Below are 26,761 nucleotides of genomic sequence, written 5' to 3'. Positions count from 1 at the left end.
TACTAATTTACTATGTGTAAATTAACAAATATTTATACCTATGATATAATAATTAAGATATAAACTTGGAGGTAATAATGAAAAATAAATTTACTGAATCCGTCTCTAAGCTCATTAAGTTAATTATTATTGCAATATTAGTGATATTTACCCTTGCTGCTGGAGCTTTAGGCGTATCAATAGTAGGTGTATTAGAAAAAACCCCTACTATAAATATAAGTGATATAGATGATAGTTTAAACCAAACATCTGTAATTTTAGACTCTGAAGGAAACGAAATAGAGAAAATACAAACTACAGAGTTTAGGGAGTTAATTGAATTTGAAAAAATACCTAAAGACTTAGTTAATGCTTTTATCGCTATTGAAGATAGAAGATTCTATAACCACGATGGCGTTGACCCTATAGGAATATTAAGTGCTATTAAAGATAATATCTTTTCCTCTTCTATGAGAGGTGCTTCAACAATTGCACAGCAACTTGCACGAAATATCCATCCAGGGTCCAAAAGAAGACTTGATTGGAAAATTCAAGAAGCTTACTTAGCATTAAAATTAACTGAGGGTTTGGGAAGGGAAGGTGTACTGGAAAAATACATGAATGCTGTTTTTCTAGGACAAAATGCATATGGCGTTCAGGCTGCTAGTAAAACATATTTTTCTAAAAATGTTGAGGACCTAACAACAGCTGAATGTGCTGCCTTAGCTTCTATTGTAAAAAACCCCGTTGAATACGCTCTCTACAAAACTGTACTTCCTCAAAATGTATCGGAATCGGATATGGTTTTAGGAGATATTGAAATTAACGGAATAAATTATAAAGTTGTCTACAATGATAAATCAAGTGCTAGGCAAAAACACGCTTTAAGTTCTATGTATGAAGAAGGATATATTTCTAAGGAAGAATATGACGAAGCTTCTAAACAAAATATAGCTGAAGCTATTAAACCTGGTGAAAATTCTACTAAACAGGTTATATCCTCTTATTACTCAGACTTAATTGCAAAACAAGTAATTGATAAATTACAAACAGAACTTAACTATACTGAAGCCGAAGCTAAAAGCAAATATTATACAGGTGGAATTAAAGTTTATTCCTCTATTGACATTGATATGCAAAACCAAGTAGAAGAAGTTTTTGAAAATTTCTCCAGTATAGTTTTAAGAGGTTCAGGTTCATCTACTAGACCTGCTCTGCTGGACTGGTCAGCAGATAGAAATGGAAATATAATTAATTCAAAACGTTCCGTAGTTTATTACAAAGGTAATAACCTTGTAGATTCAAATAGTAACTTGTATTTGCCTAAGGATGAATATAAGTTAAATGAAGATGGTAGTTTAAGTATTACTTCTAAAAAGTTTAAAATACTAGGCTCTTTCATAGATCCTTCAGACTACTATACAATTAATGAAGAAAGAAATCTCGTTACCCACATTATAGAAAATTCCGGAGAAGCTGTTGCTAAAGATGATGAAATTACAAAATCAGATTCGGAAATTACTTTAAGCAAAGCTTTATTAGATAGATATGAAGATTTATATAGTATTACTGATAATGGCTCTTTAGTTTTTAATAGTAAGTATTTTAATATTGATATTAAGGGAATACCTCAACCACAAGGATCTATTGCAGTTATAGACCATAAAACCGGACAAATAAAAGCAATAGTCGGCGGTAGAAACCAAGAAGGTAGAATGATATTAAATAGAGCCGCTAATGTTCCAAGACAACCTGGTTCTACAATAAAACCTATTGCAGTTTATACTCCTGCCCTTGATAATGGATATACTGCTGCTACAGGAATAGAAGATGCTCCTCATTATGAAAATGGTAAACTTTGGCCTAATAACGTAGATTTAAGATATAGAGGTTGGGTTTCTTTAAGGGAAAGTGTTAAATATTCCATTAACGTTAATGCTGTTAAAGCTTTAAAAGATATAGGTATTGAAACATCAAAATCCTATTTAGAAAAATTTGGAATCATTAATAAGAATGATCCATCTAAAGATAATTATGTTTCAGCATCTGAAAATCCTAAAGTAAATGATGAAGGTCTTTCCCCTATGGCTTTAGGTAGTATGACATTTGGTGTAACTAATTTAGACTTAACAGCTGCTTATGCAGCTTTAGCAAATGGTGGTGAATATATTGAGCCTTTAAGTTTTACAAAGGTTTTAAATTATGATGGAACTGTTTTATTGGAAGATGTTAATGAAAAAAGAGATGTTGTATCTCCTCAAATAGCCTATGTTATGACTGACATTATGAAAGATGTTTTAACCGTTCCTTATGGCAATATAGCTAGAAACTCCAAATTTGACATTGCCGGCAAAACAGGAACTACTCAAGAAAACCAAGATGTTTGGTTTGTTGGATATACTCCATACTATACAATTGGCTCATGGGTAGGTTTTGATAATCAACAATTAAAATTAGCTCAAAATCATGGTCATGCTGTATATTTATGGAACGCTGTTAATAGATCGATTCTAGAAAATTATGAATCTGCTAGATTTGAAGAACCTGATGGAATAGTCCGAACTCAAGCTTGTTCTTCTTCTGGAGGAAAGCCGACTAGCGCTTGCTATAGCTATGGTACTGTAACAACGGAAATATTTGCAAAAGGTACTGAACCTACAACCTATTGTTCCGTTCACAAATATGCTAAAAAACCTAAACCTGAAAAAGAAGATAAAGACGATAAAGACGAAAATAACAACGAAGATAACCAAAATAATAATGACAATAGTCAAAATAACAATCAGAATAATAATCAAAATAACAACAACCAAAACAATAATCAAAATTCTATAACACCACCTGTTGTTGATGGTGGCGGAGAAGAATCTGAATAATAAAAAATCCTAAAAGAAAAATTCTTTTAGGATTTTTTATTGACTTTATTTAAAATAAATGCTATACTATTCAAGTAGTCGTTTGGTGGGTGTGGCCTAGCTGGTTAGGGCGTCAGATTGTGGCTCTGAAGGTCGTGGGTTCGAATCCCATCATCCACCCCATATGCGGGAGTGGCGGAATTGGCAGACGCGCTAGACTTAGGATCTAGTGTCTTTGACGTGGGGGTTCAAGTCCTCTTTCCCGCACCAAAAAACCTTGTGAAAATTCACAAGGTTTTTTTATTTATATTTGAATTCTCTCCCCACCAGCTTTTATGAAGTATTCCTTCCATAAATCAGCATTGTTACCTACTATCCATTCAATCTTAATTAAATTTTTATTACCCTCAGGTAGTTTTATAGTTACTAGAGGCTCATCATTAACAATACTATATAAATATAAATTAGTATTATCCAATTTCATATAAAAGTTTTTCTCTGGTGAATACATCATATCTATTATGTTTTCATTTTTCTTCTTCTCTTCTGACCATTTAATATCTGAAGATTTGTTTTTTATAATATCTATTTTAGGAACAATATTAATATTAACATCTTTATATTTTAATTCTTCATCTCCCAATACTAGACTAGTTTTAAATTGCCAACTTCCATTTTCTCTAACTAATCCAATATTAATATAATCATCAATTGGATAATTATATTTCTTATTTAAAGAATCTTTTTCATTTTGTTTACTTAATATTTCCTTTATTAACTTTAATCCCTCATCTCCTGCTATATCCTGTATATTATAATAATTAGGATTTTCAACACTATTTAATTCCCTTATTCTATAATACTTGTTACTGGAATTATTACGTCACTAGAGCTATATGAAATATATTTATCAGATACAAATGTTAGTTCAAAAGGTACATCAGAATCTAATATTTTATTTGAAGCTGCTATATTATCATCTGTTACCAAAGTTTTAAATAATTTTCCTTCGTAATTTTCACCATCCCAAATCTCATCAAATGTTATAACATTAAAATCATTTTTATTTGGTAAAAAGATACCCGGTTCTTTATAGGCTTCCAAAGTTGCATTTTCTTTCTTATAGTTGTCATAATAAACATAATAAGAACTATAGTCTGTATAACTGCTAGCGTCCTCTTCCGCTCTATTTATAATAGATAAGGATAATCCTATTTTCCCATTATACGCTTCAATATTGGTTTTAATATTCTCCTCTTTATATTTTAAATAAATTGATTCATCGACGGTATTTGACATTCTTTCCAAGAAGTACAAATAGCCATCTGCTATTAAAAGAATTTTGTTCTCCTCTAGTTTAATTATCTCTTGTGAAATTCCTTCTGATTCAGATATTGTTACTATTTCAACATTATCATTACTTGTGAAATTATTAGGATTAATACCAGGGTAATTAATGTTAAAAAACTTATTTGTATTAATGTATTTACTAGTAAAATTAGGACTTAAAATACTTTTATTTCCAAATTTAAATAATTTTTTACTAATATATAAATTTTCTGTAATATGGTCGGTATTTGTTTCCATATTGTCTGCATTTTGTTTAACATCTATTACCTTCCAAGTTCCTTCTAACATAATATTATTAGGTTCAGGAGCCATTATAGAGCTTTTAATATCATTTTCTTCAGGATTCATACAAGATGTTATTAAGACAGCTGAAATAGACATTGCAAATAATAAAAATATTATCTTAATCCTCTTCATATTATTCCTCTTTCTTTGGAATTGAAATTTTAATCGTAGTTCCTTCTCCTATTTCACTTGAAATCATCATTTCTCCATTATGAAGTTTTACAATTTCTTCACAAATAGATAAGCCTAATCCAGTGTGAGAATTACTATTTTTCCCTTTGTAAAATTTTCCTGTTATTAGCGAAATTTCTTCACTATCAATACCTACACCTGTATCAATTACTTCAAAATGTAAGTTCTTTTCATCTTCACCTAAATTTAGTATTACTACACCACCTGTATTTGTAAATTTAAGCGCATTGTCTAATAAGTTAATCAGAACCTGTTTCATTCTATTTGGATCTAAACTTGCCATTATATGCTCTGGTTCAAAATTTATTATTAAATCAATGCCTAATGACTTAGCTCTTGGTGTAAGTTGTTTTTTTATTTCTATCGCTAACTCTGTAAAATCTGTTTCTTCTTTTTCCAGTTTAATTCTATTTGAAGTAAAGCGTGAAAAGTCTAATAATTCTTCGACCATTAAGCTTAACCTTGAACATTCACCTTGTATTATTTCTAAACCTTCCTTAACTAGTTCAGTGTCTTCCGGTTCAAATAGAAGTGTTGTCGCCCAACCATTAATTGAAGTTAAGGGCGTTCTTAGTTCATGGGATACTGAAGATATAAAATCATTTTTTAGTTTTTCCTTTTCTTTAATATTATCTGTCATATAATTTAACGTTCTACTTAAAGCATCTATCTCTTCAAATTTCGAACTCTCGACTCGTGTATTTAATTGTCCTTCAGCTAATTTTTCAGCAGTTTTAGTTAAATTTTTTATAGGCTTTACTAAATTATTAGACATTATTACACTTATTGCTATTGAAATTAATATAACAAAAATTCCAAAAGATAAAAACGCAATATACCTTTCCCTTACTAACAAATCAACATTCTTTAGTGAAGTTGTTAGTCTAAAAATTGCTTTCTGACCGTCTTGTGTTTTTATTGGTGAAGATACAGACATTACCTTGTCTTCCGAATAAGATACATTTCCAATATATTGTCCATCCATCCCTTCAGAAGCATCATCAATGTCCTTATAACCCTTAATTTGTTTACCAACTAAGTCTGTACCAAGACTATCATATATAACAACTTTAGAATTTGTTAATATTTGAACTTGAGATTTTATTCCTCTATAATATTGATCCATATCCTCAAGTATTGAAGTTTCTATATTATAATCGGAAGAATTAATATTTGACATTTCTAGGGAATATTTTATTTCATTTCTCAAATTATCATAAATTACTGAATAATAATAATAATATCTAACAGAATAAATTGAAAATATTTCAAATACTACAACTGTAAATATTATTAATAAAACAAAGGAACTAACTATTCTATTTTTTATGCTTATTTTCAAAATACATCAATCCTTTTTCCAACGATAACCTGTACCCCAAACAGTTTCTAAATATTTTGGTTTTCCTGGGTTATCTTCTATTTTAGATCTAAGCCTTCTAATATTTACATCAACTATTTTTGTATCTCCAACAAATTCTTCTCCCCAATTTAAATCCAACAATTCATTTCTTGTAAAAGCCCTTCCTGGATTTTTCATAAATAAAGTTATAATGGAAAGTTCTGTAGGAGTTAATTCTATATATACACCATCTTTCTTAAAAGCTTTTGAATATAAATCTAATTGATATGGTCCATGGGTTATTACATTTGTATTTTTTACCGGTTTTTCCAATCGTCTAATTAAAGATTTAATCCTTAATACAAGTTCTTTTGGATTAAAAGGCTTGCTTAAATAATCATCGGCTCCCCTTTCAAGACCAAGAATTTTATCATTTTCTTGGGTTTTTGCCGTCAACATAATAATTCCTATATTAGGTACTTTTTCTCTTAATATTCTACAAACTTCATACCCATCAATACCTGGTAACATTATATCTAAAATAACAACTAGCGGATTTTCACTTTGGGCTAATTCTACACCTAATTCCCCGGTTTCTGCTTCAATTACTGTAAAACCTTCCCTCTCTAAATTTATTCTAGTAAATTTTCTTATGTTTTCCTCATCTTCAACTAATAATATTTTTTCCTCCACACTATTCCTCCATCTACTGTTGAATATTATTTATATAATCTTTTAAAATAATAAAAAGTTCTTCTTTTTTTCTTCATTAAAATCTATTTTAATAGAATAGTTTTTCTTTATATTTTTAATTGATAATTCAATAGTCTTATTTGGAAATATCTTTTCACATACAATTCCATAAAAGACCAATTGAATCCAATATCTATTCTCTATTTCTTTTTTATTAAGTTTAGAAACTTTATAATCTACAATTCTTAAAATATTATTTTCTATTTCTATTCTATCAATAATTCCTCTAAAAAAACAATTTTCATACTTATAAATAAAACTTATTTCTTCATAGGTTTCATCAGCATTATAATTAAACAAATCCTTGAAATTCTCAACATATATTTTAAAATCATCTAAATGTTTTATATCAACGCCAAACTCTTTTAATACTTCATTAAAATCAATATTATATGGTGGTTTATAGATTTCTGCAAATCTATGAACAATATCGCCAATAATATCACTTGGCAATTCTTTAAAATTCTCCTTAACTTCTGACGACTTATAATCACTCTTAATATTGCTTTTATTATAATATTCAATTACCTTAGAAATATTAGTATTTACTTTTATATTTGTTTGTAAATTTACATCTTTACAAAGTGGATATAATGTACTTTCATTATACTCTTCTTTTTTTAAATCACATTGAAAATATTCTTCCTCTATTAACTCATTAGCCATATTTTTTTCTTCTAATGCTTTAATTTCTGGTAAGAGTATTTTTTTATAGCCGGAATTTCTACCTGATAAGCCTAAAAACAAATTTTCTTTTGCTCTTGTCATTGCAACATAATATATATTATTATCTTCAATTTCACTTGCAATTCTTTCATCTTCCTTTAAACTATTATATCTGTAATTTGCTAATGTAAAATTAATGCTTATACCATTTATTTTATTGAATTTAAATAATGGTTTGCTATTGGGTTTTCCCTTATTTATATATGGAACAACTACATCATTAAATCCTAACCCTTTTGAGCCATGTATTGTCATGAGTTTTACAACATCACTATTTTCATCTTCAACTTGTTTCATAGTTTCATTGTTGGAATTATAAATTATATCATAGAAAAAATCATTAAAAGTAAAATTATTATTATCGTATTCCCTTCCAATATCCAATAGTTTATATAAATTACCTTGTTTTTGAATATTATCTTCTGTATAATTATATTTTTCATATAATTGAAATAAATTATAAATCTCTTCTAGTATATTTGATATATTATCTTTTGAAAACTCTTTTAAAATGGATGTCTTATATAAAATTTCATTTATTATACCTTCAATTTTTATATTGTTTTTTGTTTTTAAAAATTCCAATATTTCAGAGTCACTAATATTGTATATATTAGATCTTAGTATATAATAAATTGATACATTATTAGTCTCATTTTTTATTAGTTTTAAAATTTCAATTACTGTAATTATTTCTTCTGAATCAAAAAATCCTAAAGAGTCAAAAGTATAATATTTAATATTTCTTTTAGAAAAACTGTTTTCAAAATAATTTTGTTCTTTTCTCGATCTAAATAATAGAGTATAATCCCCAAAGTTCTTTTTACCCTCATTTATTTGCCTTGATAGGTAATTTGAAAAACTCTCTGGTTCATATTCTAAATCCTTAGTATTATCATTGTTAAAATAATTAATACAATTTTCTATGTCACTTTCTTTATTAGCTATTAATTTATCATATCTGTCCTTCATTAAGTTTTCATAAATATTATTAATGCCCTCCAGAATATTTTTATCTGTTCTATAATTGTCAACAAAAGTTATTAACTCACCATTAGAATTTATAATATCCCTTTTTGTATTTTCAAAAACATTTATGTTTGCTCCTCTAAAACCATAAATTGACTGTTTAGGGTCTCCAACTACAAAAATATTATTCCTATCTAAAATAGTTTTTTCTGAACAAATTTCATAAAATATCTCTTTTTGAATATCATTAGAATCTTGATATTCATCAACCATTAAATAACTTACTTCTGATTGAATCTTCTTTTTAATATAGGGATTTTTTAATAGTTCTAAAGTTAAATGTTCTAAATCATTAAAATCATACTTTCCTAATTGTTTTTTTTCTAATTTATATTCCTGTTCAATAATTTCTAATAACTTGAATAAATCCAAATATATATCTTTTTTCAAATACTCTTTGTATTGCATTTCCAAATTGAAAATTTCTTTTAAGTAGTCTATATCCTCATTTTTTAATTTAGAAATACATTGCCATAATTCTTTTAAGATTCTAATATTTTCAGTTTCTTTTACCCTCTCTACTTTATCCTTATCATTGACAAATTTATATAAATTTGTATTTTTTCTTAATTTAACATTATCTCTAATATATATAAGCTCTTCGTATATCTCCTCGGATTTTTTAAATTTGTTTAATTTTTCCAAATCCTCTATAGTCATTTTTCTTATTTCTTCAAATGAAAATATAGTATTTTTAATACTTGTATACAAATCTTGAATTTCTGAAATCAATAATAAGGCTTCATTTTTATCTGTATAATTTAATAATTTAATTGAAAATTCATCATATTCTCCATCGGGATTTAAAACCTTAGAGATTATATTGTTTAAAATTTTTTTACTTTCAATTTCATCTAGTATTTCAAAATTTGGATCAATATCCAAAAAAAATGAATTTTCTCTTATAATTTTTGAACAGAAACTATGAATAGTAGAAATTTGAGACTCATTAATATCATTTATAAATCTTTGAACTTTTTTGTTACTATCAGATTTAAGTAATTTTCTAACTCTTTCCTTCATTTCATTAGCAGCTTTTATAGTAAAGGTTATTGCAACAATATTAGATACTTCTTCATCTTTTGGAAGCCTGCCATTTTTTAGTATTTCTATATAGCGTCTTGTTAATACTTCCGTTTTTCCAGTTCCTGCACCTGCATTAACTATTATATTTTTATCGATTGTTTTAATTGCTTTCTTTTGCTCATCTGTTAAATTCATCTTACCCTCTATATTTACAAATATTATAATATTGACAAAATCTACAATTCTTATTATCGGATGTTCCTATAAAAAATTCCTCTTTACTTATATTATTCAATATTTCTTCAATAATTTCCAAGGTTTCATTTCTTAAATTATTTAAACTTTCGTTGGAAATTGAATTATTGTCAAAATGAATATTATTTTTTGTCATATAAAACTCATGTACTTTAGAGTCTTTTATAGTTATATATCTACAGCCTTGTATATTATTTATAAGAGAATATATTGGAAATTGTAAAGTTTTCCTATTTTTAAAATCCCTAATGGTTTTAAAGGAATTTTTTCCTAATTTATAGTCTACTAAATAAAAATTGTTATCTAAATCTCTATCTATTCTATCTATTCTTCCTATAAATTTTATATTTTTATTAACACCATCAATATTAAATACCTTTGAAAAGGTAAAACTTTCTTCAAATTTATAAGGTGTTATATTTCCTTGAAACTTATCTAAATATTTAAAATCTTCCTTTATTGTATTCTCTAAATTTTTACCATATCTTTTTAAAGTATTTAGACCTTCGTAATTTTTAGTATTAATATCTAATTCTTCGAAGTTCTTTTTTAATATTTTAATTATGAAATCCTCTTTAATTAAAAGTTTGTTTTTTTCTATTAAATAATCTTTATAAATAGTTTTAAGTGCTTCATGACAAGCAGTTCCCAATTTTAAAATTTTATTTAATTCCTTATCTATAAAACAATCTTCTAATTTTAAAACATATTTATAATAATATTTAACTGGACAAAGTAAATATGTTTCAAGTTTTGTAGAGGAATAACTGTCACTTTCTTCTTTTTCAGGAATTTCAATTTTTCCATCAAAATCATCTATCCTGTTTTTTGGTTCTTTAAACATTGAAATATACAAATTTTTATCATAATTATTTAAAACAAATTCATTTTTAGGGTTAATATAATCTTTAAGACTATATAATTCTTGTATTTCAACATTTTCTTCGTATTCATAAATGAAATCAGATAGAAGATTTTTCCCACTATCTTCAAAGGAAATATAGAATTTTTCAACATTGCAATTAAGAATATTGAAAAAATTTAATTTATCCTTAGATTGTTTTAATCTATTTGTTAAAATATCGATGCCTAATTTTCTTAAATATATATTATTTTTACTATTGAAGTAATAATTTATGGTTTCTTTTTTAGGATATGAATTATCGTTACATCCTAAAAAATATAAATATTCATGATTTAATAATTTGTAATTATTAAAATCTATTAGTTCAATATTACAATTCATAAGCGAATTCTCATTAATAAAATATTCTTTTAAAATATTTAAAAAATACTTTTTAAATTCACTATATTCCATCTGGTTTAAAATATTTGAGTATCTTAATTCTAAATTTTCTATAAACTTATAAAATTTTTCATAAATTTCAATTTCCTCTTCGTCCTTTTCAATAATTTTATCTAAATGAAACTTAACAAACCCAATTAATTGCTCCTTATTGTTAATAGAATATATTTCATATATTTTATTTAATATATTAAAATATAAATTATAATCATTACTTGTTCTTAATATATTGGAATTAAAAAGTTCTTCAAAAGTATTAGGCAGTATTTTATAAATCATATTTTCTATTTCTAAGTTTTCTATATTATCACTAAATATAAATGGATTATTCAAATTGCCGATTATATAATCCTTTATATCTATATTGTTGTCTAATGAAAGATACATCCACTTACCAAAATTTGTATCTTTTATATTAATTTTTGAAGTCGATTGAATAGGAATTTCTTCCTCTTTGAATCTTTCTAAAATCAACTGCTTGTATTCATCATCGTTAATTATTATTGCACATGATTTATTAGAATCTTCTAATAAATCCTTTTTAATTTCAATTGCCAACCTTTTAACTTCTAAAAACTTGTCTTCTGCCTTTATTATTTTCAATTTACTCTTGGTTTTATCTACTAGAGTATTATTATTGTTAATTTTAAAACTTAAATTCAACAGATTTATAATAGTATCATTATATATTTCAAGCTTTTCATTTAAAGCATTTTGAATATAAATTTCAATATTATTAATATATTTTTTCAAAAATTCTATTATAGTATATTCTATTTTTCTAAAATCTAAAAAACCTGCAATATATATTCTTTTTACATTTTTTAATTCATTTAATATTAACTTTGAATTTAAAAAACTATTATATTTATCATAACGGTCCTGTAAATTATATTTACTCATATTATAATTGTATTCTTTAAATATTTTAAAAACAGAAAAAAGAGAAGAGTTGTTTTTAACCTTCTCTTCTAAATCATCTATTGATATAATTGAGCTTTTTATATAATTTATTAATTTTAATGAAATTGCTAAAAATCCATCTGAATTATAAAAATAATTATTATCAATAATTCCTTTATTTATGCAGTTCTGTATACTAAATTGCATAATAAGACTATTAAGATAATCCATATTCTCTAATTCAACAAAACCCGTATTTTTATAATTAATTAAATCATCAAATGTAAATAATTTAAGATTAAGTACCGCTTCAAATTCAGATACAATATCTACTCTAAGTCTTTCTATTATTTTTTTATTTGGCAAAATTACAATAAAATCATCATTATTTTTTATGTTTTCAAAAATATTTTCTTTTAAGTTGTCATATAAATAATTTGATGATTTATATAAATTTATATTAAACATATTACCCCTATATTTTATCAAATGCTAATTTTCCTGCTCCAATTACACCTGCATCATTTAAGAATTCCGCTGGTTTTATTTCCATTCCAACAGGTCTATTACAGTATTCCTTATAACTATTAATTGCATCATCCCACCAATAAGTTGATGTATTAATAAATCCCCCACCTATTATTACAGCCTCAGGATCAAATATATTCTTTATAGTTGATAAATAAACGCCTAAATCTATAGCAAGTTTTTTAAGGGCTTTTTTAGCATTATCGTCAGTGTTTAATCTTTCAATAATCTCCGGTCCCCTTAAATCCATTCCAGTTAGCTCTTTATAATTAATAGATAGGGAAGAACCTGCTACGTATTTTTCAGCACAGCCTTTTTGATTACAAGTACATAATCTACCATTTGGATACATTACCATATGACCTAGTTCTGCTCCCTGGTAATGACTTCCTTGCCAAAACCCAATTCTTTCATCATAGATAGCTCCACCTAATCCTGTTCCCATTGTTAGCATAATAAAATTTTTATATTTTTGAGCAGAACCAACCCATTTTTCAGCTAAGGCTGCCAAATTAGCATCATTATCTACAAAAACTGGTATATCTACATGTTTTTCAATTTCTTCTTTTAAATTTAATCCAGTCCAGCCTTCAATATTACCAGCAAAAACAATTATTCCATTATCGCTATCTATAAAACCTGCAGTAGCAATGCCAATTGATAATATTTCCGGTGTTATTAACTTATTAATTGAATCCACTATTCTTTTTATAACTTCATCTCTTCCTAGATGGGCTTCTGTAGCAACTGTATAGCTTTCAACAATACTACCATCTTCTGCAATTACAGCAGAATTTATTTTTGTACCACCTATATCAATTCCTATAACTTTTTTCATTCCTTCCTCCTAACCAATTATCTCTCTTAAAACAGAATTGTTTGGAACTAGCGTTTCATCTTCTATATCAATAAAATATTTTAAAAAAGCTCTTAACTTTTTAATTTCCTTATAATATTTTCCATTACAATCATAGGTGTCAAATAATTCATAGGCATATTTTTTCAAAATACATAGTTCATATACTAAAGAAGAGTCTACTGCAATATCGGCTAAATCTTGATAGGGAAATATATACTTTTCTTCGCCTCTTCTAACTTTATCCCATCCTTCAAAAGTATCTTCAATGGAGTTTCCTCTAAAGTTATTATCCCTAATCATCCTTCTTAAAAGTCTTACCCTTGAAGTAGAAATCCTATTATGACTATCAATATTAAGTTGAGTTAAAGCACTAATATAAATCTTAAACTTTTTCTTTTCCGGAACTAATTGTGTTAATCTAGGATTTAAACAATGTAATCCTTCAATTATAATAATGCTGTCATTCTCAAGTTTTATAAATTTACCTGATTTTTCTCTACTACCTGTAATAAAATTAAATCTAGGTAGTTCTATTTCTCCACCTTCCATCAATGTCATTAAATCGTCATTAAACTTTTCTAAATCAATTGCTTCCAACATTTCATAATCAATTTCTCCATCTTCATTAATAGGAGTTTTTTCCCTATTAACAAAGTAATCGTCTGTAGAAATTAAAATCGGTCTTTTACCCCTAATTGCTAATTGTACCGATAATCTATATGCAGATGTTGTTTTCCCTGAAGAACTTGGTCCTGCTATTTGAACTATGCTAATATCATTGTCATTTACTATCATATCCGCTATTTTGGAAATTTGGTTTTCAAAATAGGTCTCTGATGTATCAATAATAAATTTAATGTTATTATTTTTTACATATGAATTTAAATTACCTACATTGGCAATATTTAACATATTGGTCCATCTTTTAGAATTGGAAAAGATTTTTGCTAGTAATTTTCTTTCATGAAATTCAGTTAGTTCTCCATTAGTCCTACTAGACGGTACAGTTATTGCCACTCCTGGATAATATGAAATTATATCAAATTTATCAATATATCCTGTAGATGGAGCTAAATATCCATGGAAGGTAAAAATTCTCCCATCAACTTCATAATAGTGAATATCTTTAAAATTTAAATTCTTAAATAGAAGAACCTTATCTTTATAACCTTCTTCTTCAAAAAGTTTTAATGCATTTTCCTTATCTGTAGTCTTTCTATAAACCTTATAATCTGCATCTATAATCCTTTGCATTTCATTTTTTATTATTTTTACATCTGTATGTAAAAGTTTGTTTCCGCCTTTTAATTCACAATAAATGTATTCACCAATAGAATGCTCTACTTCTATAGTTTTGCCTTTATATAAATTTTTACAAGCAAGTATAAATATTAAAATAATAGTTCTTTGAAGTATCCCATCACTTTCAGATGAATATTTATCAAAAAAATGTAATTTTTCATTTTCTTCTACTTTTTCCAAAAAATTTTTATAATAATTATTAACTATTACACCTATTTTCTTCTTTTTTCCATATAAATTAGTAGATAGGTCTAAATAATTAATACCCTTTTCTATATTGAGTTCCTTATTATCGACATATATTTTCATATTCTTCTCCAAATATTTTTTTAATAATCTTTTTAAATTTGACAGGTGGTTCAGCCAAAAACTCTTTTCCATTTAAATAGCTTAATTTTCCCTCTAATCCATTAAATTCTATTTTATATGAATGCAATAATTGATTTTCTAGTTTAAAATTATCGCTAAAAAATTTATTAGTAATTTTATCTCCATATTTCTTATCTCCTACAATAGGGTGATTAATCGACTGTAAATGTACCCTAATTTGATGGGTTCTTCCCGTTATTAACTTAATTTTCACTAAGGAGTAAGCTCCATTTGTTGTTACCAGCTTTACTTCTGTTTTACTTTCTTTGCCCCTATCTTTTGAAATTTCCATTCTATTGTCAGAAATTTTTTTTATATTAGAATCAATAAGACCATCTTCTATTTTACCTTTACAAATAGTTAAATAGTTTCTATTTATCTTTCTACTTTTTATTAAATTATTCATCTGTAAAAGTGTTTCCTTGTTTTTACAACCTATTAATAAACCACTTGTATTTCTGTCTAATCTATTTGAAAGAGCCGGTACAAAGGACTTCTCTTTTCTTGGATTATATTTCTTGGTTTTTATTAAATAAGCAATAAAGTTATCGACTATATTATTACCGTAGTCTTCTTTACCTGCAGCATGACTTAAGGTTCCTGAAGGCTTATTAATAATTGCAATATTATCGTCCTCGTAAATAATATTCAAATTATAATCTAAATTAGTATATATTTTTTTATCTTCATATTTACTAAGAGTTTCTTCATATATATATATTTGAATTAAATCCCCTTCTTGTAAAATATCATTTGGATTTGCTCTTTTCTTATTTAATTTTATTTTTTTTGTTCTTATATACTTATTTATTAATGATTTTGAAGCCTTAGGTAAATATTTAACCATAAACCTATCTAATCTTTGTTTTGAATCATTTTCATCAATTTTAATTTCTCTCATTTGTTTTCCTTTTTATGATATAATTATACTAATTAAATTATACCTTAAATTATGTAAACTGTTAAAAGGAGAATTATGAAACGATTTATAAATTTTATAAGAGATACTATATATGACATTAATTACTTTTTATTTACTTTGATTATTATAGTATTAGTTGCTTTTATCTTACAAAATAGAATATCCTATATCTTTTCAAGAGATTATGCATCTATTCAAGGAAATATACCTAAGACCACTACTAAAGTTGAAAGTGAGTCAATTTATGCTAGTGATAATATGCCTGAAATAGATATAACAGTAATTTTACCAGACGGTTCTGATATTGTTAGTAAAGCCAGTATTCTAACTCAAAGTGGAGTAATTGATGATCAAGAAAAATTTCTAAATATTATTAACACATATAACTTACAAGATAAGGTTCTTAGTGGTGAATTTAGTATAAAAAAAGGATCTACTTTAGAAGAAATTATTAATATAGTTACAAACGATGCCTTACTAGAAGCAAAAGGTGAATAAAAAAATTCAGCGAAAGCTGAATTTTTTATATTCCACTATTTACATATAAATCTATTTTCGATTTCTTAACAGCGTTATTAAAAACACCTTTTCTTTTTAATTTATTTAAAATATCTGTATTCATAGAATGTAAAATAGTTTTTTCATAATTATTTAAAATTATCTCAAACAAATTATTATTTAAACGATTGGAATGCATTTCAATAAAATAGCAATCTATATTTTTATATTCTACTAGTTCTAGTATTTCTAAAATAATCCTATCTTTTTCATAATAATAATTATTAGTTTTATTAATTTCTTTCTTGTATCTTTTCTTATCTTTTTCTTTATACTTATTAGCTAAGTTATTATGATATTTAGCCAATATATTATAATACTGATAGTTGTATATTCCCTTTTCAACAGTATCGATTTTTAAAAATGGTTTCATAGATAATCTATCGAGTAAAGCATAGTTATTTTCTAAAAAAACTTCCTTATTTATTTTGCCCTTATCTAATTGGTCTATTAAATCATTTCTTTTTTGTATAAATAAATTTAATAATTCTCTTTCACTTTTCATTTTCCCTCATAATAAAAAAAGCATCCTAATTATTATTTAAGGATGCTTTTAAATTCTATTGTACATTTAATTCTATAACATCTTTAGCTAATTTTTCAGGAAGTTCAGATTTTTCTTTATTTAATCCTATATAGAATTCTACATTAAACTCCTCTGAAAGAACCTCTAAATCCTTAGTTAGAACTTCTAATTCAGGTAATTCAAAGTTTACTATATCATAAATACCATCTACATAAACTTTTTCAATATCATAGTCTCTTGAAATAATTCCTGCTAAGAATCCGTAGAATCCACTTACTGTATTTATATGATATTTGTTTGCATTTATTAATCTTACTTGATAATCTAAAGAAAAAATATGAGAATCATCAGTATCAATAAAAACTATATTTCCATTTCCATTTCTTTTATCTTCATTAGCTTGATCAATAAGCCATTTTGTTTTACCACTTCCAGATGGACCTAAAACAAATTTAACCATTTTACCACTACCTTTCTATAACTTAACTACTATTATTATTGTATTATATAATACTAATTCCATCAAGATGATTACATAAATCTCCTTGTCTGAAATTATTCTCCTCTAGAGTGTTTTCTATCTTATCTCTAATCTTCCACCAACTAGTTCCCCAGTTACAAAATACGCTATCTTCTTTTGGCATTCGTCCAACTAAACGTTGAATAGCTATGTCTTTTTTTAAATATCGTAAAAATAAAACTACATATTCAACATATTTATCTAAAGTAATCAACTCTATTTCTTTGTTTTCATACATCTTTTCCAGTTTTGTATTTTTAGGTATATACAATGAATGGATTTTAACTTCATCGTTATCTAAAACTGAAATTAATTTCGCCGTTTCTATTATATCTAATTCATTATCCCATGGTAATCCAATAATCACATGGGTGCAAATTTTAAAATTTCTTTCCTTTATTTTTTTACATGCTAAGACAAATTCACTTATTCCATGTCCTCTATTTAAAATCTTTAATGTATGGTAATTAGCTGTTTGTAATCCAAGCTCAAATATAATATCTATATTGGTTTCATTACTAAAGTTTTCTAAATACTCCAATTGAATATCGTATATACAATCTGGTCTAGTTGAAATATCAATAGCCACAATATCTTCCATATTACATTCATTGATGATCTTTTTAAATTTTTCAAAATCCATATAGGTATTTGAAAAATTTTGAAAATAAACTATAAACTTTTTTGCATTGTATTTATTTCCTATATACTCTTTATTTTTTAATATTTGTTCTTTAACAGTTAATGAAATATCTAGATTTTCAAAGGAACCACCTTTTTCATTACAAAAGATACATCCTCCTACAGATATATTATTATCTCTATTAGGACAAGTTAAATTTAATTTTACTGGTAATTTATAGACTTTTTCCCCATAATTATTCCTTAAATATTCACTATAGGATAAATATAAAGTCTCTTTACTCATTTAAAAATTCCTTCATAAAATTATATACTTCTTCAACATGGCCTTTTACTTTTACTTTTCTATATTCTTTAATTAATTTTCCATCTACATCAAATATAAAAGTTGATCTTTCTGTTCCCATTACTTCTTTACCATACATTTTTTTCGGCTTAATTACATTAAATTTATCATGTAATACCTTTTCTTTATCGCTAATTAAATCTAAATTCAAATTATGTTTTTTTGTAAAATTTTCGTGGGATTTTTCAGAGTCCTTACTAATGCCTACTATTTTAGTATTTAACTTTTCAAAATCATCTTTTTTTTCTGTAAATTCAATAGCTTCTGTTGTACAACCAGGTGTATTATCCTTGGGATAAAAATATACTATTAAATTATGTCCCTTATATTTATTAATAAATTCTTCATTAAAATAATCTTTTATATTACTCATAATATTCCTCCAAAAATTTCAACAAGTTCTCTTCCAACTCCATCTTCATTATTTGTATACCTTGAAATATACCTAGAATTTAGTTTTAAAAGATCACTTCCATTTTTCATACATATACCCAACCCGGATGCTTTTATCATTTCAATGTCATTATTGTCATCTCCAAAAGAAATTACTTCCTTCCAACTTATTTTTTTAAACTTTAAATAATTTGAAATTCCTATGGATTTTTGAGCTAATGGATTTAAGTATTCAACCATAATATTTCCCTTTGAGAATGAGGACAACATATGAGTCGATAAGTCCAATCTTAATTTTAATATATCCTCATTTAATTTATGAACTTTTTCTACTTCATCTATATATACTACAGATAATATATTTTCTAATTCCTCTACTCCTGCTTCTTTCCTATGAATAATTTCATCCAGTCTACTAACTGAGCCAATATGCTTTTCTTTCTCTACTTCATTTGGAATAATTAAAGATCTTTCTTTTTGAGAGTCAAAAATATGTAAATAAGGATACATATTCCTAGTTGAACTTATATCTAATATTTTTTCATATGATTTATAATCAATAGGGTTATAAAATAGAATATTATTAAAATTACTATATTTTGCAATAGCTCCATTATTAGCGATAATTATATGTGGAAAATTAAAATTTTTTATTAAATCAGCAGTTTTACTAAGTCCTCTTCCTGTTGCAATAGCAATTTCAATTCCCTTATAATGCAAAGCTTCCAATACTTGTAAATTAAATTGTGAAATTTGCTTATCGTCATTTAGCAATGTTCCATCTAAATCTAAACATACTATTTTATACATAATTCTACCTCTTAAAAAAGACAAAGCATATTTGCTTTGTCTTAACTATTCAATATCTTCGTCAACAAAAATCTCTTGGAAAACATTTGAAACATTTTCAAATTCTTCATCTGTTTCTATACTGCCAAGTTCAAATACTTCCTTATCATTTTCATCTTCAATATATCTATATAATAATACTTGTTCATCTTCTAAATTAACCAAAGCAATATATTCTTTATTTTCAGTAGGCACATCAAAAATTCCTAATACACCACATTCTAATTCAGAATCATCTTCTAAAGTTAATGTTATTGTTTCCATTTCTTCAAATTCGTGATCATGATTATCACATCCACAACCACAGTCATGATTATTATTTTCGCTCATTGAAACCTCCTATAAATTAATTTTTAAAAAGTTAAATATATTAAAATATATTAGAAATAATACTTAAGATATTAATATTAATTTTATACCCATTTTAACTGATTAAAACTAATAAAAAATTTAAACCATTAACTAATATGATTTTATATTATATTAGTTAATGGTGTTTTAAATATATTAAAAAGAATTTCTTAATAAAACTTCTCTACCTTATATTCTTTACTTAAGTCCTTTGCTTTATTTAAATAAACCTCTTGTTGTTTTAAAGCTGTTAATTGTCTTTTTACTTCATTTTTAACTTCATCTAATGAGGAATAATCTTCACTTGTTTTATTGTCAACTTTAATAATATGGTAACCAAATTGTGATTTAACTGGATCAGTTATCGTTCCAACTTCGGCATTAAAAGCAGCTTGCTCAAATTCGGGAACCATTTGTCCTCTACCAAATTGTCCTAAAGAACCACCTTTTTCTTTTGATGGACATGTTGAATATTCAACAGCAGCTTCTTCGAAAGATTTACCGTTTTCTATTTCCTCTTTAACTTTTTTTGCTTTTTCTTCATCTTCAACTAAAATATGAGAAGCTGTAACCATTTCCGGTTTTTTAAAGTATTCTTTATGGGAATTGTAATATTCTTCAACTTCACTGTCTTTAATTTCTATGTCTTTCAAGAAATTATTAACAGCAAATTGCTTTAATGCACTTTCTTTTATTCTTTCAATTTCCTTTAAATAGTCTTCATTTTTATCTAAACCATTTTTTAAGGCATCAAAATAAAATAATTCTTGATTTACTAATTCATCGGTAACTTTTTTCATTCCCTCTTCATTATTAAATTGTGCACCTTGTTGTCCCATCATATTTATAAAACTTTGTACTTCTTCTTTTGTAATTTCTCTTCCATTTACTACTGCTAAAATATTACTTTCGCTCATTTAATCTCTCCTCTTTATTTTTATACCATTTTTATAAAACTCTATTTTATTATTTTTTAATAATCTTCCAACTGCTTTCTTAAAGCTTGATTTTGTCATAGATAAAGTGTCAATAATATCTTCAGGGCTTGATTTATCATTTAATTCTAAAAATCCATCATTTTCTAAAAGTGTATCCATAATTAAATTACTATCATTATCTATTTCTAAATGACTTCTATTTTTCATAGTCAAATTTAATCTTCCATCAGCCTTTACTGATGAAACTCTAGCACTTACATTTTCACCTACAACAACTATTCCTCTAATATGTTCTTTAGGTATTAGTGCTTCGTATATACCATCTACTGCTACAAATGCACCAATATCATCAACTATATTATAAACTATTCCATCAACCCAATCATTTTCCTTAAAGTTCGAGTCTGTTCTTAAATAATCTCTAATTTTCATTGTTGAACTTAACCTATTGGATTTATCAATATATAAGGCAACTAAATACTTTCTTCCCTTTTCTAGCTTGATTGTCTGTTCTTTAAAGGGTAAAAACAAATCCTTTTGTAAACCCCAATCTAAAAATGCTCCAATTTTTGTAATATCCTTAACTTCTAAATGGGCAATTTTACCTAAGGTTATTTTAGGTTTTTTTCTAGTAGCCGTTAATCTATTTTCATGATCTTTATATATAAAAACATCTGTAGTATCTCCTACCTTGTCTTTTTCGGTAATTTCATTACTAGGTAGAAGTACAACTTCATCTCTATCACTACTTTTGGAAGGTCCTAAAAAAGCTCCGACTTTTCTAATACGCTTAATTTCTAGCTTTTGAATTTCACCTAATTCTATCATTATTTCACCTCCACATCTAAACATTATACCAAGAAAACCAATACTTTACACGTATTTTAATATATTTCTAATTTTTGTTAGAAAAATAAAAAATATATCTTAAATTTTCCGATTTTATTTTAATAATTTAATAAAAAAACAGAGTTGAAAATTTAATATTCCACTCTGTAAAAATCAAATTTCATAAGAAGTAAAATTACTCACCATAAAATTCTTTTTTTATTTTTTCTCCTGTTTTTGTAGCAGCTAAGCCTCCTAAAGAAGTTTCTTTTAAAGTATAACTCATGGATTTGCCAACTTCATTCATTGCTTGGGTTACTTCTTCAAAAGGTACTAATGATTTGATTCCTGCTAAAGCCAAATCTGCTGATAATATTGCATTAATTACACCTGAAGCATTTCTAAATGTACATGGGTATTCAACTAACCCAGCAATAGGATCACAAACTAAGCCAAGAATATTTACTAAAGTAATAGATGCTGCATTTAAAATTTCTTCAATAGAACCACCCTTTAGGAAAACTAAAGCAGCTGAAGCCATTGCAGAAGCAGAACCACATTCTGCTTGACATCCACCTTCAGCACCGGCAAAATTTGCATATCTGCCAATTATTTGTCCTATTCCTACAGAAGTTAATAAAGCATCTACTAGTTTACGATTATCAACATCCTTATTAGTTGCCTTATACCTAAAAATAGCCGCTGGGATTATTCCTGATGAGCCGGCTGTCGGTGACGCAACTATTTTCCCCATTGATGAACTAAATTCAAGTGTTGAAAACGCCATTGCCATTGCTTGTATATTCTCTTTACTTAACAAGCCTTCATCTTTTAATGCATAGTCATTTGCCTTCTTAGCAAAACCATCAATCATGCCTAGATTTGTAACACTTTCTACTTCCAAAAATTTCTTTGCCGATTGTTCCATTACTTCTAACATATTAAGTAGCTTTTCTATTATTATTTCCTCTGTTTCCCCTGAGGATTTTATTTCATCTTCAAGAACTATATCGGCTATGGATTTATTATTATCCTTACAATATAATATTAATTCTTCTGCATTATATATCATTTTAAAATCCTTTCACTAAATGTTTAACGAAATTAATATCTTCGTTTTTAGATATAGTTTCAATGGTATTTTCATCAATATTTTTATCAAGTTCAATTACTAAAGTAACTCCCTCATCACTTTTGTTTGTATGCATACTTTCAATATTATAACCATTGTCACTTAAAATTGTAGATATAAAGGCTATTATACCTCTTTTATCTACATATCTACATATTAATAAAGGATATTCACTAGTGAAATTAATTTTTATGCCATTCATTTCTACTATTTTTATATTTCCGCCACCAATTGAAGATCCAACTACTGTATTAACCTTTCCATTAGGATAATACATTTCAATTTTTACAGTGTTAGGATGAACATTTCCTAAATCTCCCTTTTCAAAAGAAAATTCTAGTCCTTGTTCTTTAGCTATTTCAAAAGAATATTTCAATCTATCATCATCTGGATACATTCTTAATGCCCCAGCTAATAAAGCTTTATCTGTACCGTGTCCCTTATATGTTTCAGCAAAGGAACCATGTAAAATAAATTTGATTTTATTAAAACCATCACCTGAAATAATTCGAGCTGTTTTTGAAATTCTACAAGCTCCTGCAGTATGGGAACTTGAAGGACCAATCATTATTGGTCCTAAAATATCAAATAAATTATAATCTCCCATTATATACCTAACTTTCTAATTCTTCTTTAGTTTTTTCTCTTTTAACTATATGTTTATAATATATTTTATCAACAGCTACAGCTATAGCATTATCTCCTGAAATATTTGCAGCTGTTCCAAAACTATCTTGTGTTGTATAAAGTGAAATTAATAAAGTTGCCATACCACTACCTGGGTCTATTCCTACAACTGGTAAAAATGGTAATGCACTCATTACTGCTCCACCTGGTGCTCCCGGAGCTGCTACCATTGCAATACCCAATATTGCAATATAAGGTATCATAGTTGTGTATCCATTTGGCATACCATACATTGCCAGTATTGTATATGTACAAGCTGTTATTGTTATCATTGAACCAGGCATATGAACTGTTGCTCCTAAAGGAATAACAAAATCTCTTATTCCCTTACTAACACCATCTTTTCTTGCACATTCTAAGTTTACTGGTATTGTTGCTGCTGAAGATTGTGTTCCTAGGGCTGTAATATAACCTGAAATTTGATTTTTTATTAATCTTATAGGATTTTTTCCTGTATAACTTCCAGATATTATAAACATAGCTGAAACATATAAAAGATGTAAGGTTACTATTAATATAAATATCTTCCAGAAAATGCTTAAAATAGCAAATACTGATCCAGAATATGCCATATTGGCAAAGTTACCAAAAATATAAAAAGGTAAAACAGGAACTACTGCTTTTGCTAAAATATTACTTATAATTTCATTAAATTCAGTTATAAATCCATAACTATATTCACCCTTGCCCTTGTTTCTCAACCAAGAAATTGATAATCCAAATACAAAAGCAAAAACCAATGCACCTGTTACATCAAAAAATGGTTTTAATTCAACACTAAAAATTGGTTCTAATGAATCTCCAGCTGCCTTAGTTATTTGATCAACAGCATCAGCTGTTATAAATTTAGGAAAAATACTATCACTCATAATCCATGATAATGTTCCTCCCAGTAATGTTGATGTATAAGCAATTAATACTGTAACTCCTAATAATTTTCCAGCACCTTCACTTAAATCAGCTATTCCCTTTGTAACAAAAGCTAAAATCATCAATGGGATAACAAAACTTAGCCATTGACTAAAAAATGATGAAAATGTAACTGCCACTTGAGTTACGATTTTAGGTAGATACAAACCTGTTAAAACCCCTAAAATAATTGCAATAATCAATTTTGGTATTAAACCTAACTTAAATTTCTTTTTCATATAATTTCCTCCTTATCCAAATGTATTATAACAAAATATTCTTGTATTGTTAAGTTTTTTTCAATTAACTTTCAATTTTATTTATTATGGTTATTTATTTTTCTATTTGAGAAAGTATTTCATCTTCTTTTTCCTGCATAGCTACAAGAGTATTTTCTAACAATTCGTCAAGTTCCATATTTAACATTTCAGCACCATTACGAATTGTATCCCTTGAGCAACCGGCTGCAAAACTTTTGTCTTTGAATTTTTTCTTTAAGCTCTTTAGTTTCATATCCTTTGTAGATTTTGATGGTCTCATTAAAGATGCAGCAAAAATCAAACCTGTTAATTCATCTACTGCATACAGAATTTTTTCCATTTTTTTACTAGGTTTTACATCAGAGCAAATTCCATATCCATGACTTATTACGCTTGTAATAAACTCTTCGTCGTATCCATTATTCTCAAGTATTTCTATTGCCTTTACACAATGTTCTTCCGGATACATTTCAAAGTCAATATCATGTAGTAACCCAACTATTCCCCAATATTTAGGATCTTCATTTTCAATTTCTGCAAAATATTCCATAACTTTTTCTACTGTAATGGCGTGTTGTATATGGAATTTTTCTTTATTGTATTCTTTTAGTAACTCTAACGCCTTATCTCTATCCATTTCTTACCTCCTTATTAAATTTTACTTAAACAAATGATACCCTTTTATTTAAATAAAATCTACATATTTAATTATATTTACAATAAAAAAGATACATACTAATTATCAGTACATATCTTTTAAATCTTCTGGTTCATGTGTAAAACCTTCTCCTACTACTTCATTAACATAATTCATAATAACAAATGCTTTAGGATCAACTTCCGATACATAATTTTTAATAACAAAATATTCAGATCTTGAAACTATTGTATTTATTATTTGTTTTCTCTCCCTAGAAAATCCGCCTTCTGCTAAATATACTGTTGAGCCACGTTCCATATGCTCTATTATAAATTTATTGACAATTTCAAATTTTTCAGTAATTATTACCATATTTATCTTAGTGTTTAATCCAGATATTGCCCAATTTATTACTAGGGTATTTAACCCTAATCCTACTAATGCATATAAACCTACTTCGATATTTACTGCATATATACCGAATAAAACCACTAAGCCATCTGCAAACATAATACTTCTACCTATGTCTATATTTGTATACTTATTTATTATGCTGGCTAGTATTTCTGTTCCACCTGTTGTAGCATTTTGAGTAATTACTATTGCTATTCCTAGTCCTGACAATATAACACCTATAATTACACTTAGCAAAATATTACTTGTTAACGCTTCCTTTAATGGAACAAGATTTTCTAATAGGGTAATTGTATTGGAAACTATTAAAGAAGAATATAAGGTATATCCTACATATTCTTTTCCTAAAAAAATATATGACAATATAAATAATAATATATTTAATGTTGTCATTACGTATCCAACTTGCAGTTTCGGAAATAAATTTTGTAAAGCTATTGCAAATCCACTAATTCCCCCTAATGGAATTTGGTAATCCATTATAAAAAAATAAATCCCCACTGCAACTAAAATAGAACCAAATGTAACTATTGTAATTTTTTTAAATTGTTTTCCATATTTCTTTAATAAATTCATCATTTTTTTCATAATTTAATTATAACATAGTATGGTAAAAAGTTGACAATAAAATAGTTATTATTTTAATATAGAATAAAATTATTGATAAAAATCTATTTGATTTATGAAAATATAATTTTTCATTTCTTATTAAAAACAAAAGTCATAAAATTTATTTTAATATAGTTAGTTCAACACAAAACCCACTAAAAACTATATTTAGTGAGTT

At 26.4% G+C, this 26,761-nt stretch carries 24 protein-coding genes and 2 tRNA genes; 4 read left to right on the top strand and 22 right to left on the bottom strand.

Going from position 1 to position 26,761, the window contains the following annotated elements:
* The first annotated feature begins 77 nt into the window (after positions 1-77).
* The 3 genes from JFY71_RS09420 to JFY71_RS09410 all read left to right on the top strand — a co-directional run bounded on the left by JFY71_RS09420 (position 78) and on the right by JFY71_RS09410 (position 3,104).
* Positions 78-2,855 (top strand): transglycosylase domain-containing protein, encoded by a 2,778-nt coding sequence (locus JFY71_RS09420; RefSeq protein WP_243660535.1) that lies wholly within the window; start codon positions 78-80, stop codon positions 2,853-2,855.
* An 85-nt stretch (positions 2,856-2,940) separates the two neighbouring features.
* Positions 2,941-3,017: transfer RNA gene (locus JFY71_RS09415), tRNA-His, on the top strand.
* Positions 3,018-3,020: 3 nt separating this feature from the next.
* Positions 3,021-3,104, top strand: a tRNA-Leu gene (locus JFY71_RS09410).
* Between the two features lie 34 nt (positions 3,105-3,138).
* On the opposite strand, the gene JFY71_RS09405 is transcribed toward JFY71_RS09410, so the two are convergent.
* From JFY71_RS09405 to JFY71_RS09365, 9 genes are all read right to left on the bottom strand, one after another.
* A complete protein-coding gene (locus JFY71_RS09405; protein WP_243660534.1) occupies positions 3,139-3,477 on the bottom strand; it encodes a hypothetical protein in 339 nt (112 codons plus the stop codon).
* A gap of 206 nt (positions 3,478-3,683) precedes the next feature.
* On the bottom strand, positions 3,684-4,601 hold the full coding sequence (locus JFY71_RS09400) for a hypothetical protein (protein ID WP_243660533.1): 918 nt from the start codon (positions 4,599-4,601) through the stop codon (positions 3,684-3,686).
* A gap of 1 nt (position 4,602) precedes the next feature.
* Positions 4,603-6,003 carry a sensor histidine kinase gene (locus JFY71_RS09395; protein ID WP_243660532.1) on the bottom strand — a complete coding sequence of 467 codons (1,401 nt, stop codon included), beginning with the start codon at positions 6,001-6,003 and terminating at the stop codon, positions 4,603-4,605.
* Positions 6,004-6,009: 6 nt separating this feature from the next.
* Positions 6,010-6,696, bottom strand: a complete 687-nt coding sequence (locus JFY71_RS09390; protein WP_243660531.1) for a response regulator transcription factor — start codon at positions 6,694-6,696, stop codon at positions 6,010-6,012.
* Positions 6,697-6,738: 42 nt separating this feature from the next.
* Positions 6,739-9,732: a UvrD-helicase domain-containing protein gene (locus JFY71_RS09385; RefSeq protein ID WP_243660530.1), complete on the bottom strand. Its 2,994-nt coding sequence runs from the start codon at positions 9,730-9,732 to the stop codon at positions 6,739-6,741.
* A 1-nt stretch (position 9,733) separates the two neighbouring features.
* Positions 9,734-12,469: a PD-(D/E)XK nuclease family protein gene (locus tag JFY71_RS09380; RefSeq protein WP_243660529.1), complete on the bottom strand. Its 2,736-nt coding sequence runs from the start codon at positions 12,467-12,469 to the stop codon at positions 9,734-9,736.
* A 7-nt stretch (positions 12,470-12,476) separates the two neighbouring features.
* Positions 12,477-13,367 carry an ROK family protein gene (locus JFY71_RS09375; RefSeq protein WP_243660528.1) on the bottom strand — a complete coding sequence of 297 codons (891 nt, stop codon included), beginning with the start codon at positions 13,365-13,367 and terminating at the stop codon, positions 12,477-12,479.
* A gap of 9 nt (positions 13,368-13,376) precedes the next feature.
* Positions 13,377-14,999 (bottom strand): nucleoside kinase, encoded by a 1,623-nt coding sequence (locus tag JFY71_RS09370; protein WP_243660527.1) that lies wholly within the window; start codon positions 14,997-14,999, stop codon positions 13,377-13,379.
* A complete protein-coding gene (locus JFY71_RS09365; protein ID WP_243660526.1) occupies positions 14,980-15,960 on the bottom strand; it encodes an RluA family pseudouridine synthase in 981 nt (326 codons plus the stop codon). Before JFY71_RS09365 ends, JFY71_RS09370 begins: the two co-directional genes overlap by 20 nt.
* A 75-nt stretch (positions 15,961-16,035) precedes the next feature.
* Between JFY71_RS09365 and JFY71_RS09360 the strand changes: the two genes are divergently transcribed.
* On the top strand, positions 16,036-16,479 hold the full coding sequence (locus tag JFY71_RS09360; RefSeq protein WP_243660525.1) for a hypothetical protein: 444 nt from the start codon (positions 16,036-16,038) through the stop codon (positions 16,477-16,479).
* Between the two features lie 25 nt (positions 16,480-16,504).
* Here JFY71_RS09360 and JFY71_RS09355 read toward each other — a convergent pair whose 3' ends face one another.
* The 13 genes from JFY71_RS09355 to JFY71_RS09295 form a co-directional block, all read right to left on the bottom strand.
* Entirely contained in the window at positions 16,505-17,044 is a 540-nt protein-coding gene (locus JFY71_RS09355; RefSeq protein ID WP_243660524.1) for a DUF6648 family protein, read from the bottom strand.
* Positions 17,045-17,099: 55 nt separating this feature from the next.
* On the bottom strand, positions 17,100-17,525 hold the full coding sequence (locus JFY71_RS09350; protein WP_243660523.1) for a hypothetical protein: 426 nt from the start codon (positions 17,523-17,525) through the stop codon (positions 17,100-17,102).
* Positions 17,526-17,568: 43 nt separating this feature from the next.
* Complete coding sequence (gene mnmL, locus JFY71_RS09345; RefSeq protein ID WP_243660522.1) at positions 17,569-18,513, bottom strand: tRNA modification radical SAM protein MnmL/YtqA; 945 nt, start codon at positions 18,511-18,513, stop codon at positions 17,569-17,571.
* Entirely contained in the window at positions 18,506-18,946 is a 441-nt protein-coding gene (locus JFY71_RS09340; protein WP_243660521.1) for a peroxiredoxin, read from the bottom strand. Before JFY71_RS09340 ends, mnmL begins: the two co-directional genes overlap by 8 nt.
* Entirely contained in the window at positions 18,943-19,776 is an 834-nt protein-coding gene (locus JFY71_RS09335) for an HAD family hydrolase (protein WP_243660520.1), read from the bottom strand. Before JFY71_RS09335 ends, JFY71_RS09340 begins: the two co-directional genes overlap by 4 nt.
* Before the next feature lie 45 nt (positions 19,777-19,821).
* The gene (locus JFY71_RS09330; protein ID WP_243660519.1) at positions 19,822-20,145 is read right to left on the bottom strand and encodes a DUF1292 domain-containing protein; all 324 of its coding nucleotides are present in this window, start codon (positions 20,143-20,145) and stop codon (positions 19,822-19,824) included.
* Between the two features lie 191 nt (positions 20,146-20,336).
* Positions 20,337-21,083 (bottom strand): peptidylprolyl isomerase, encoded by a 747-nt coding sequence (locus JFY71_RS09325; protein ID WP_243660518.1) that lies wholly within the window; start codon positions 21,081-21,083, stop codon positions 20,337-20,339.
* Positions 21,084-21,932 carry a CvfB family protein gene (locus JFY71_RS09320; protein ID WP_243660517.1) on the bottom strand — a complete coding sequence of 283 codons (849 nt, stop codon included), beginning with the start codon at positions 21,930-21,932 and terminating at the stop codon, positions 21,084-21,086.
* 196 nt (positions 21,933-22,128) lie between these two features.
* On the bottom strand, positions 22,129-23,004 hold the full coding sequence (gene sdaAA / locus JFY71_RS09315; RefSeq protein ID WP_243660516.1) for an L-serine ammonia-lyase, iron-sulfur-dependent, subunit alpha: 876 nt from the start codon (positions 23,002-23,004) through the stop codon (positions 22,129-22,131).
* Between the two features lies 1 nt (position 23,005).
* Positions 23,006-23,671, bottom strand: coding sequence for an L-serine ammonia-lyase, iron-sulfur-dependent subunit beta (sdaAB, locus tag JFY71_RS09310; protein WP_243660515.1), 666 nt, complete (start codon positions 23,669-23,671; stop codon positions 23,006-23,008).
* A 7-nt stretch (positions 23,672-23,678) separates the two neighbouring features.
* Entirely contained in the window at positions 23,679-24,899 is a 1,221-nt protein-coding gene (locus JFY71_RS09305; protein WP_243660514.1) for a dicarboxylate/amino acid:cation symporter, read from the bottom strand.
* Positions 24,900-24,993: 94 nt separating this feature from the next.
* Positions 24,994-25,557 carry an HDIG domain-containing metalloprotein gene (locus tag JFY71_RS09300; protein ID WP_243660513.1) on the bottom strand — a complete coding sequence of 188 codons (564 nt, stop codon included), beginning with the start codon at positions 25,555-25,557 and terminating at the stop codon, positions 24,994-24,996.
* Between the two features lie 105 nt (positions 25,558-25,662).
* Positions 25,663-26,553 (bottom strand): YitT family protein, encoded by an 891-nt coding sequence (locus tag JFY71_RS09295; RefSeq protein WP_243660512.1) that lies wholly within the window; start codon positions 26,551-26,553, stop codon positions 25,663-25,665.
* Positions 26,554-26,761: the final 208 nt, after the last annotated feature.

Origin of the sequence: Miniphocaeibacter halophilus, from assembly GCF_016458825.1 — a bacterium.
Taxonomy (GTDB): domain Bacteria; phylum Bacillota; class Clostridia; order Tissierellales; family Peptoniphilaceae; genus Miniphocaeibacter; species Miniphocaeibacter halophilus.
The sequence above is the reverse complement of the archived record's forward strand: the minus strand, read 5'-3'. Positions and strand labels throughout refer to the sequence as shown.

What these genes read in the sequence shown, in the direction of transcription:
- JFY71_RS09375 (WP_243660528.1), bottom strand. Translation starts at nt 13,367, where the DNA reads ATGAAAAAAGTTATAGGAATTGATATAGGTGGTACAAAAATAAATTCT.
- JFY71_RS09340 (WP_243660521.1), bottom strand. Translation starts at nt 18,946, where the DNA reads ATGAGTAATATAAAAGATTATTTTAATGAAGAATTTATTAATAAATAT.
- JFY71_RS09295 (WP_243660512.1), bottom strand. Translation starts at nt 26,553, where the DNA reads ATGATGAATTTATTAAAGAAATATGGAAAACAATTTAAAAAAATTACA.
- JFY71_RS09305 (WP_243660514.1), bottom strand. Translation starts at nt 24,899, where the DNA reads ATGAAAAAGAAATTTAAGTTAGGTTTAATACCAAAATTGATTATTGCA.
- JFY71_RS09355 (WP_243660524.1), bottom strand. Translation starts at nt 17,044, where the DNA reads ATGAAAAGTGAAAGAGAATTATTAAATTTATTTATACAAAAAAGAAAT.
- JFY71_RS09380 (WP_243660529.1), bottom strand. Translation starts at nt 12,469, where the DNA reads ATGTTTAATATAAATTTATATAAATCATCAAATTATTTATATGACAAC.
- JFY71_RS09350 (WP_243660523.1), bottom strand. Translation starts at nt 17,525, where the DNA reads ATGGTTAAATTTGTTTTAGGTCCATCTGGAAGTGGTAAAACAAAATGG.
- JFY71_RS09385 (WP_243660530.1), bottom strand. Translation starts at nt 9,732, where the DNA reads ATGAATTTAACAGATGAGCAAAAGAAAGCAATTAAAACAATCGATAAA.
- JFY71_RS09365 (WP_243660526.1), bottom strand. Translation starts at nt 15,960, where the DNA reads ATGAGAGAAATTAAAATTGATGAAAATGATTCAAAACAAAGATTAGAT.
- JFY71_RS09360 (WP_243660525.1), top strand. Translation starts at nt 16,036, where the DNA reads ATGAAACGATTTATAAATTTTATAAGAGATACTATATATGACATTAAT.
- JFY71_RS09300 (WP_243660513.1), bottom strand. Translation starts at nt 25,557, where the DNA reads ATGGATAGAGATAAGGCGTTAGAGTTACTAAAAGAATACAATAAAGAA.
- JFY71_RS09335 (WP_243660520.1), bottom strand. Translation starts at nt 19,776, where the DNA reads ATGTATAAAATAGTATGTTTAGATTTAGATGGAACATTGCTAAATGAC.
- sdaAB (WP_243660515.1), bottom strand. Translation starts at nt 23,671, where the DNA reads ATGGGAGATTATAATTTATTTGATATTTTAGGACCAATAATGATTGGT.
- JFY71_RS09400 (WP_243660533.1), bottom strand. Translation starts at nt 4,601, where the DNA reads ATGAAGAGGATTAAGATAATATTTTTATTATTTGCAATGTCTATTTCA.
- JFY71_RS09370 (WP_243660527.1), bottom strand. Translation starts at nt 14,999, where the DNA reads ATGAAAATATATGTCGATAATAAGGAACTCAATATAGAAAAGGGTATT.
- JFY71_RS09325 (WP_243660518.1), bottom strand. Translation starts at nt 21,083, where the DNA reads ATGAGCGAAAGTAATATTTTAGCAGTAGTAAATGGAAGAGAAATTACA.
- mnmL (WP_243660522.1), bottom strand. Translation starts at nt 18,513, where the DNA reads ATGAGTAAAGAGACTTTATATTTATCCTATAGTGAATATTTAAGGAAT.
- JFY71_RS09330 (WP_243660519.1), bottom strand. Translation starts at nt 20,145, where the DNA reads ATGAGCGAAAATAATAATCATGACTGTGGTTGTGGATGTGATAATCAT.
- JFY71_RS09320 (WP_243660517.1), bottom strand. Translation starts at nt 21,932, where the DNA reads ATGATAGAATTAGGTGAAATTCAAAAGCTAGAAATTAAGCGTATTAGA.
- sdaAA (WP_243660516.1), bottom strand. Translation starts at nt 23,004, where the DNA reads ATGATATATAATGCAGAAGAATTAATATTATATTGTAAGGATAATAAT.
- JFY71_RS09420 (WP_243660535.1), top strand. Translation starts at nt 78, where the DNA reads ATGAAAAATAAATTTACTGAATCCGTCTCTAAGCTCATTAAGTTAATT.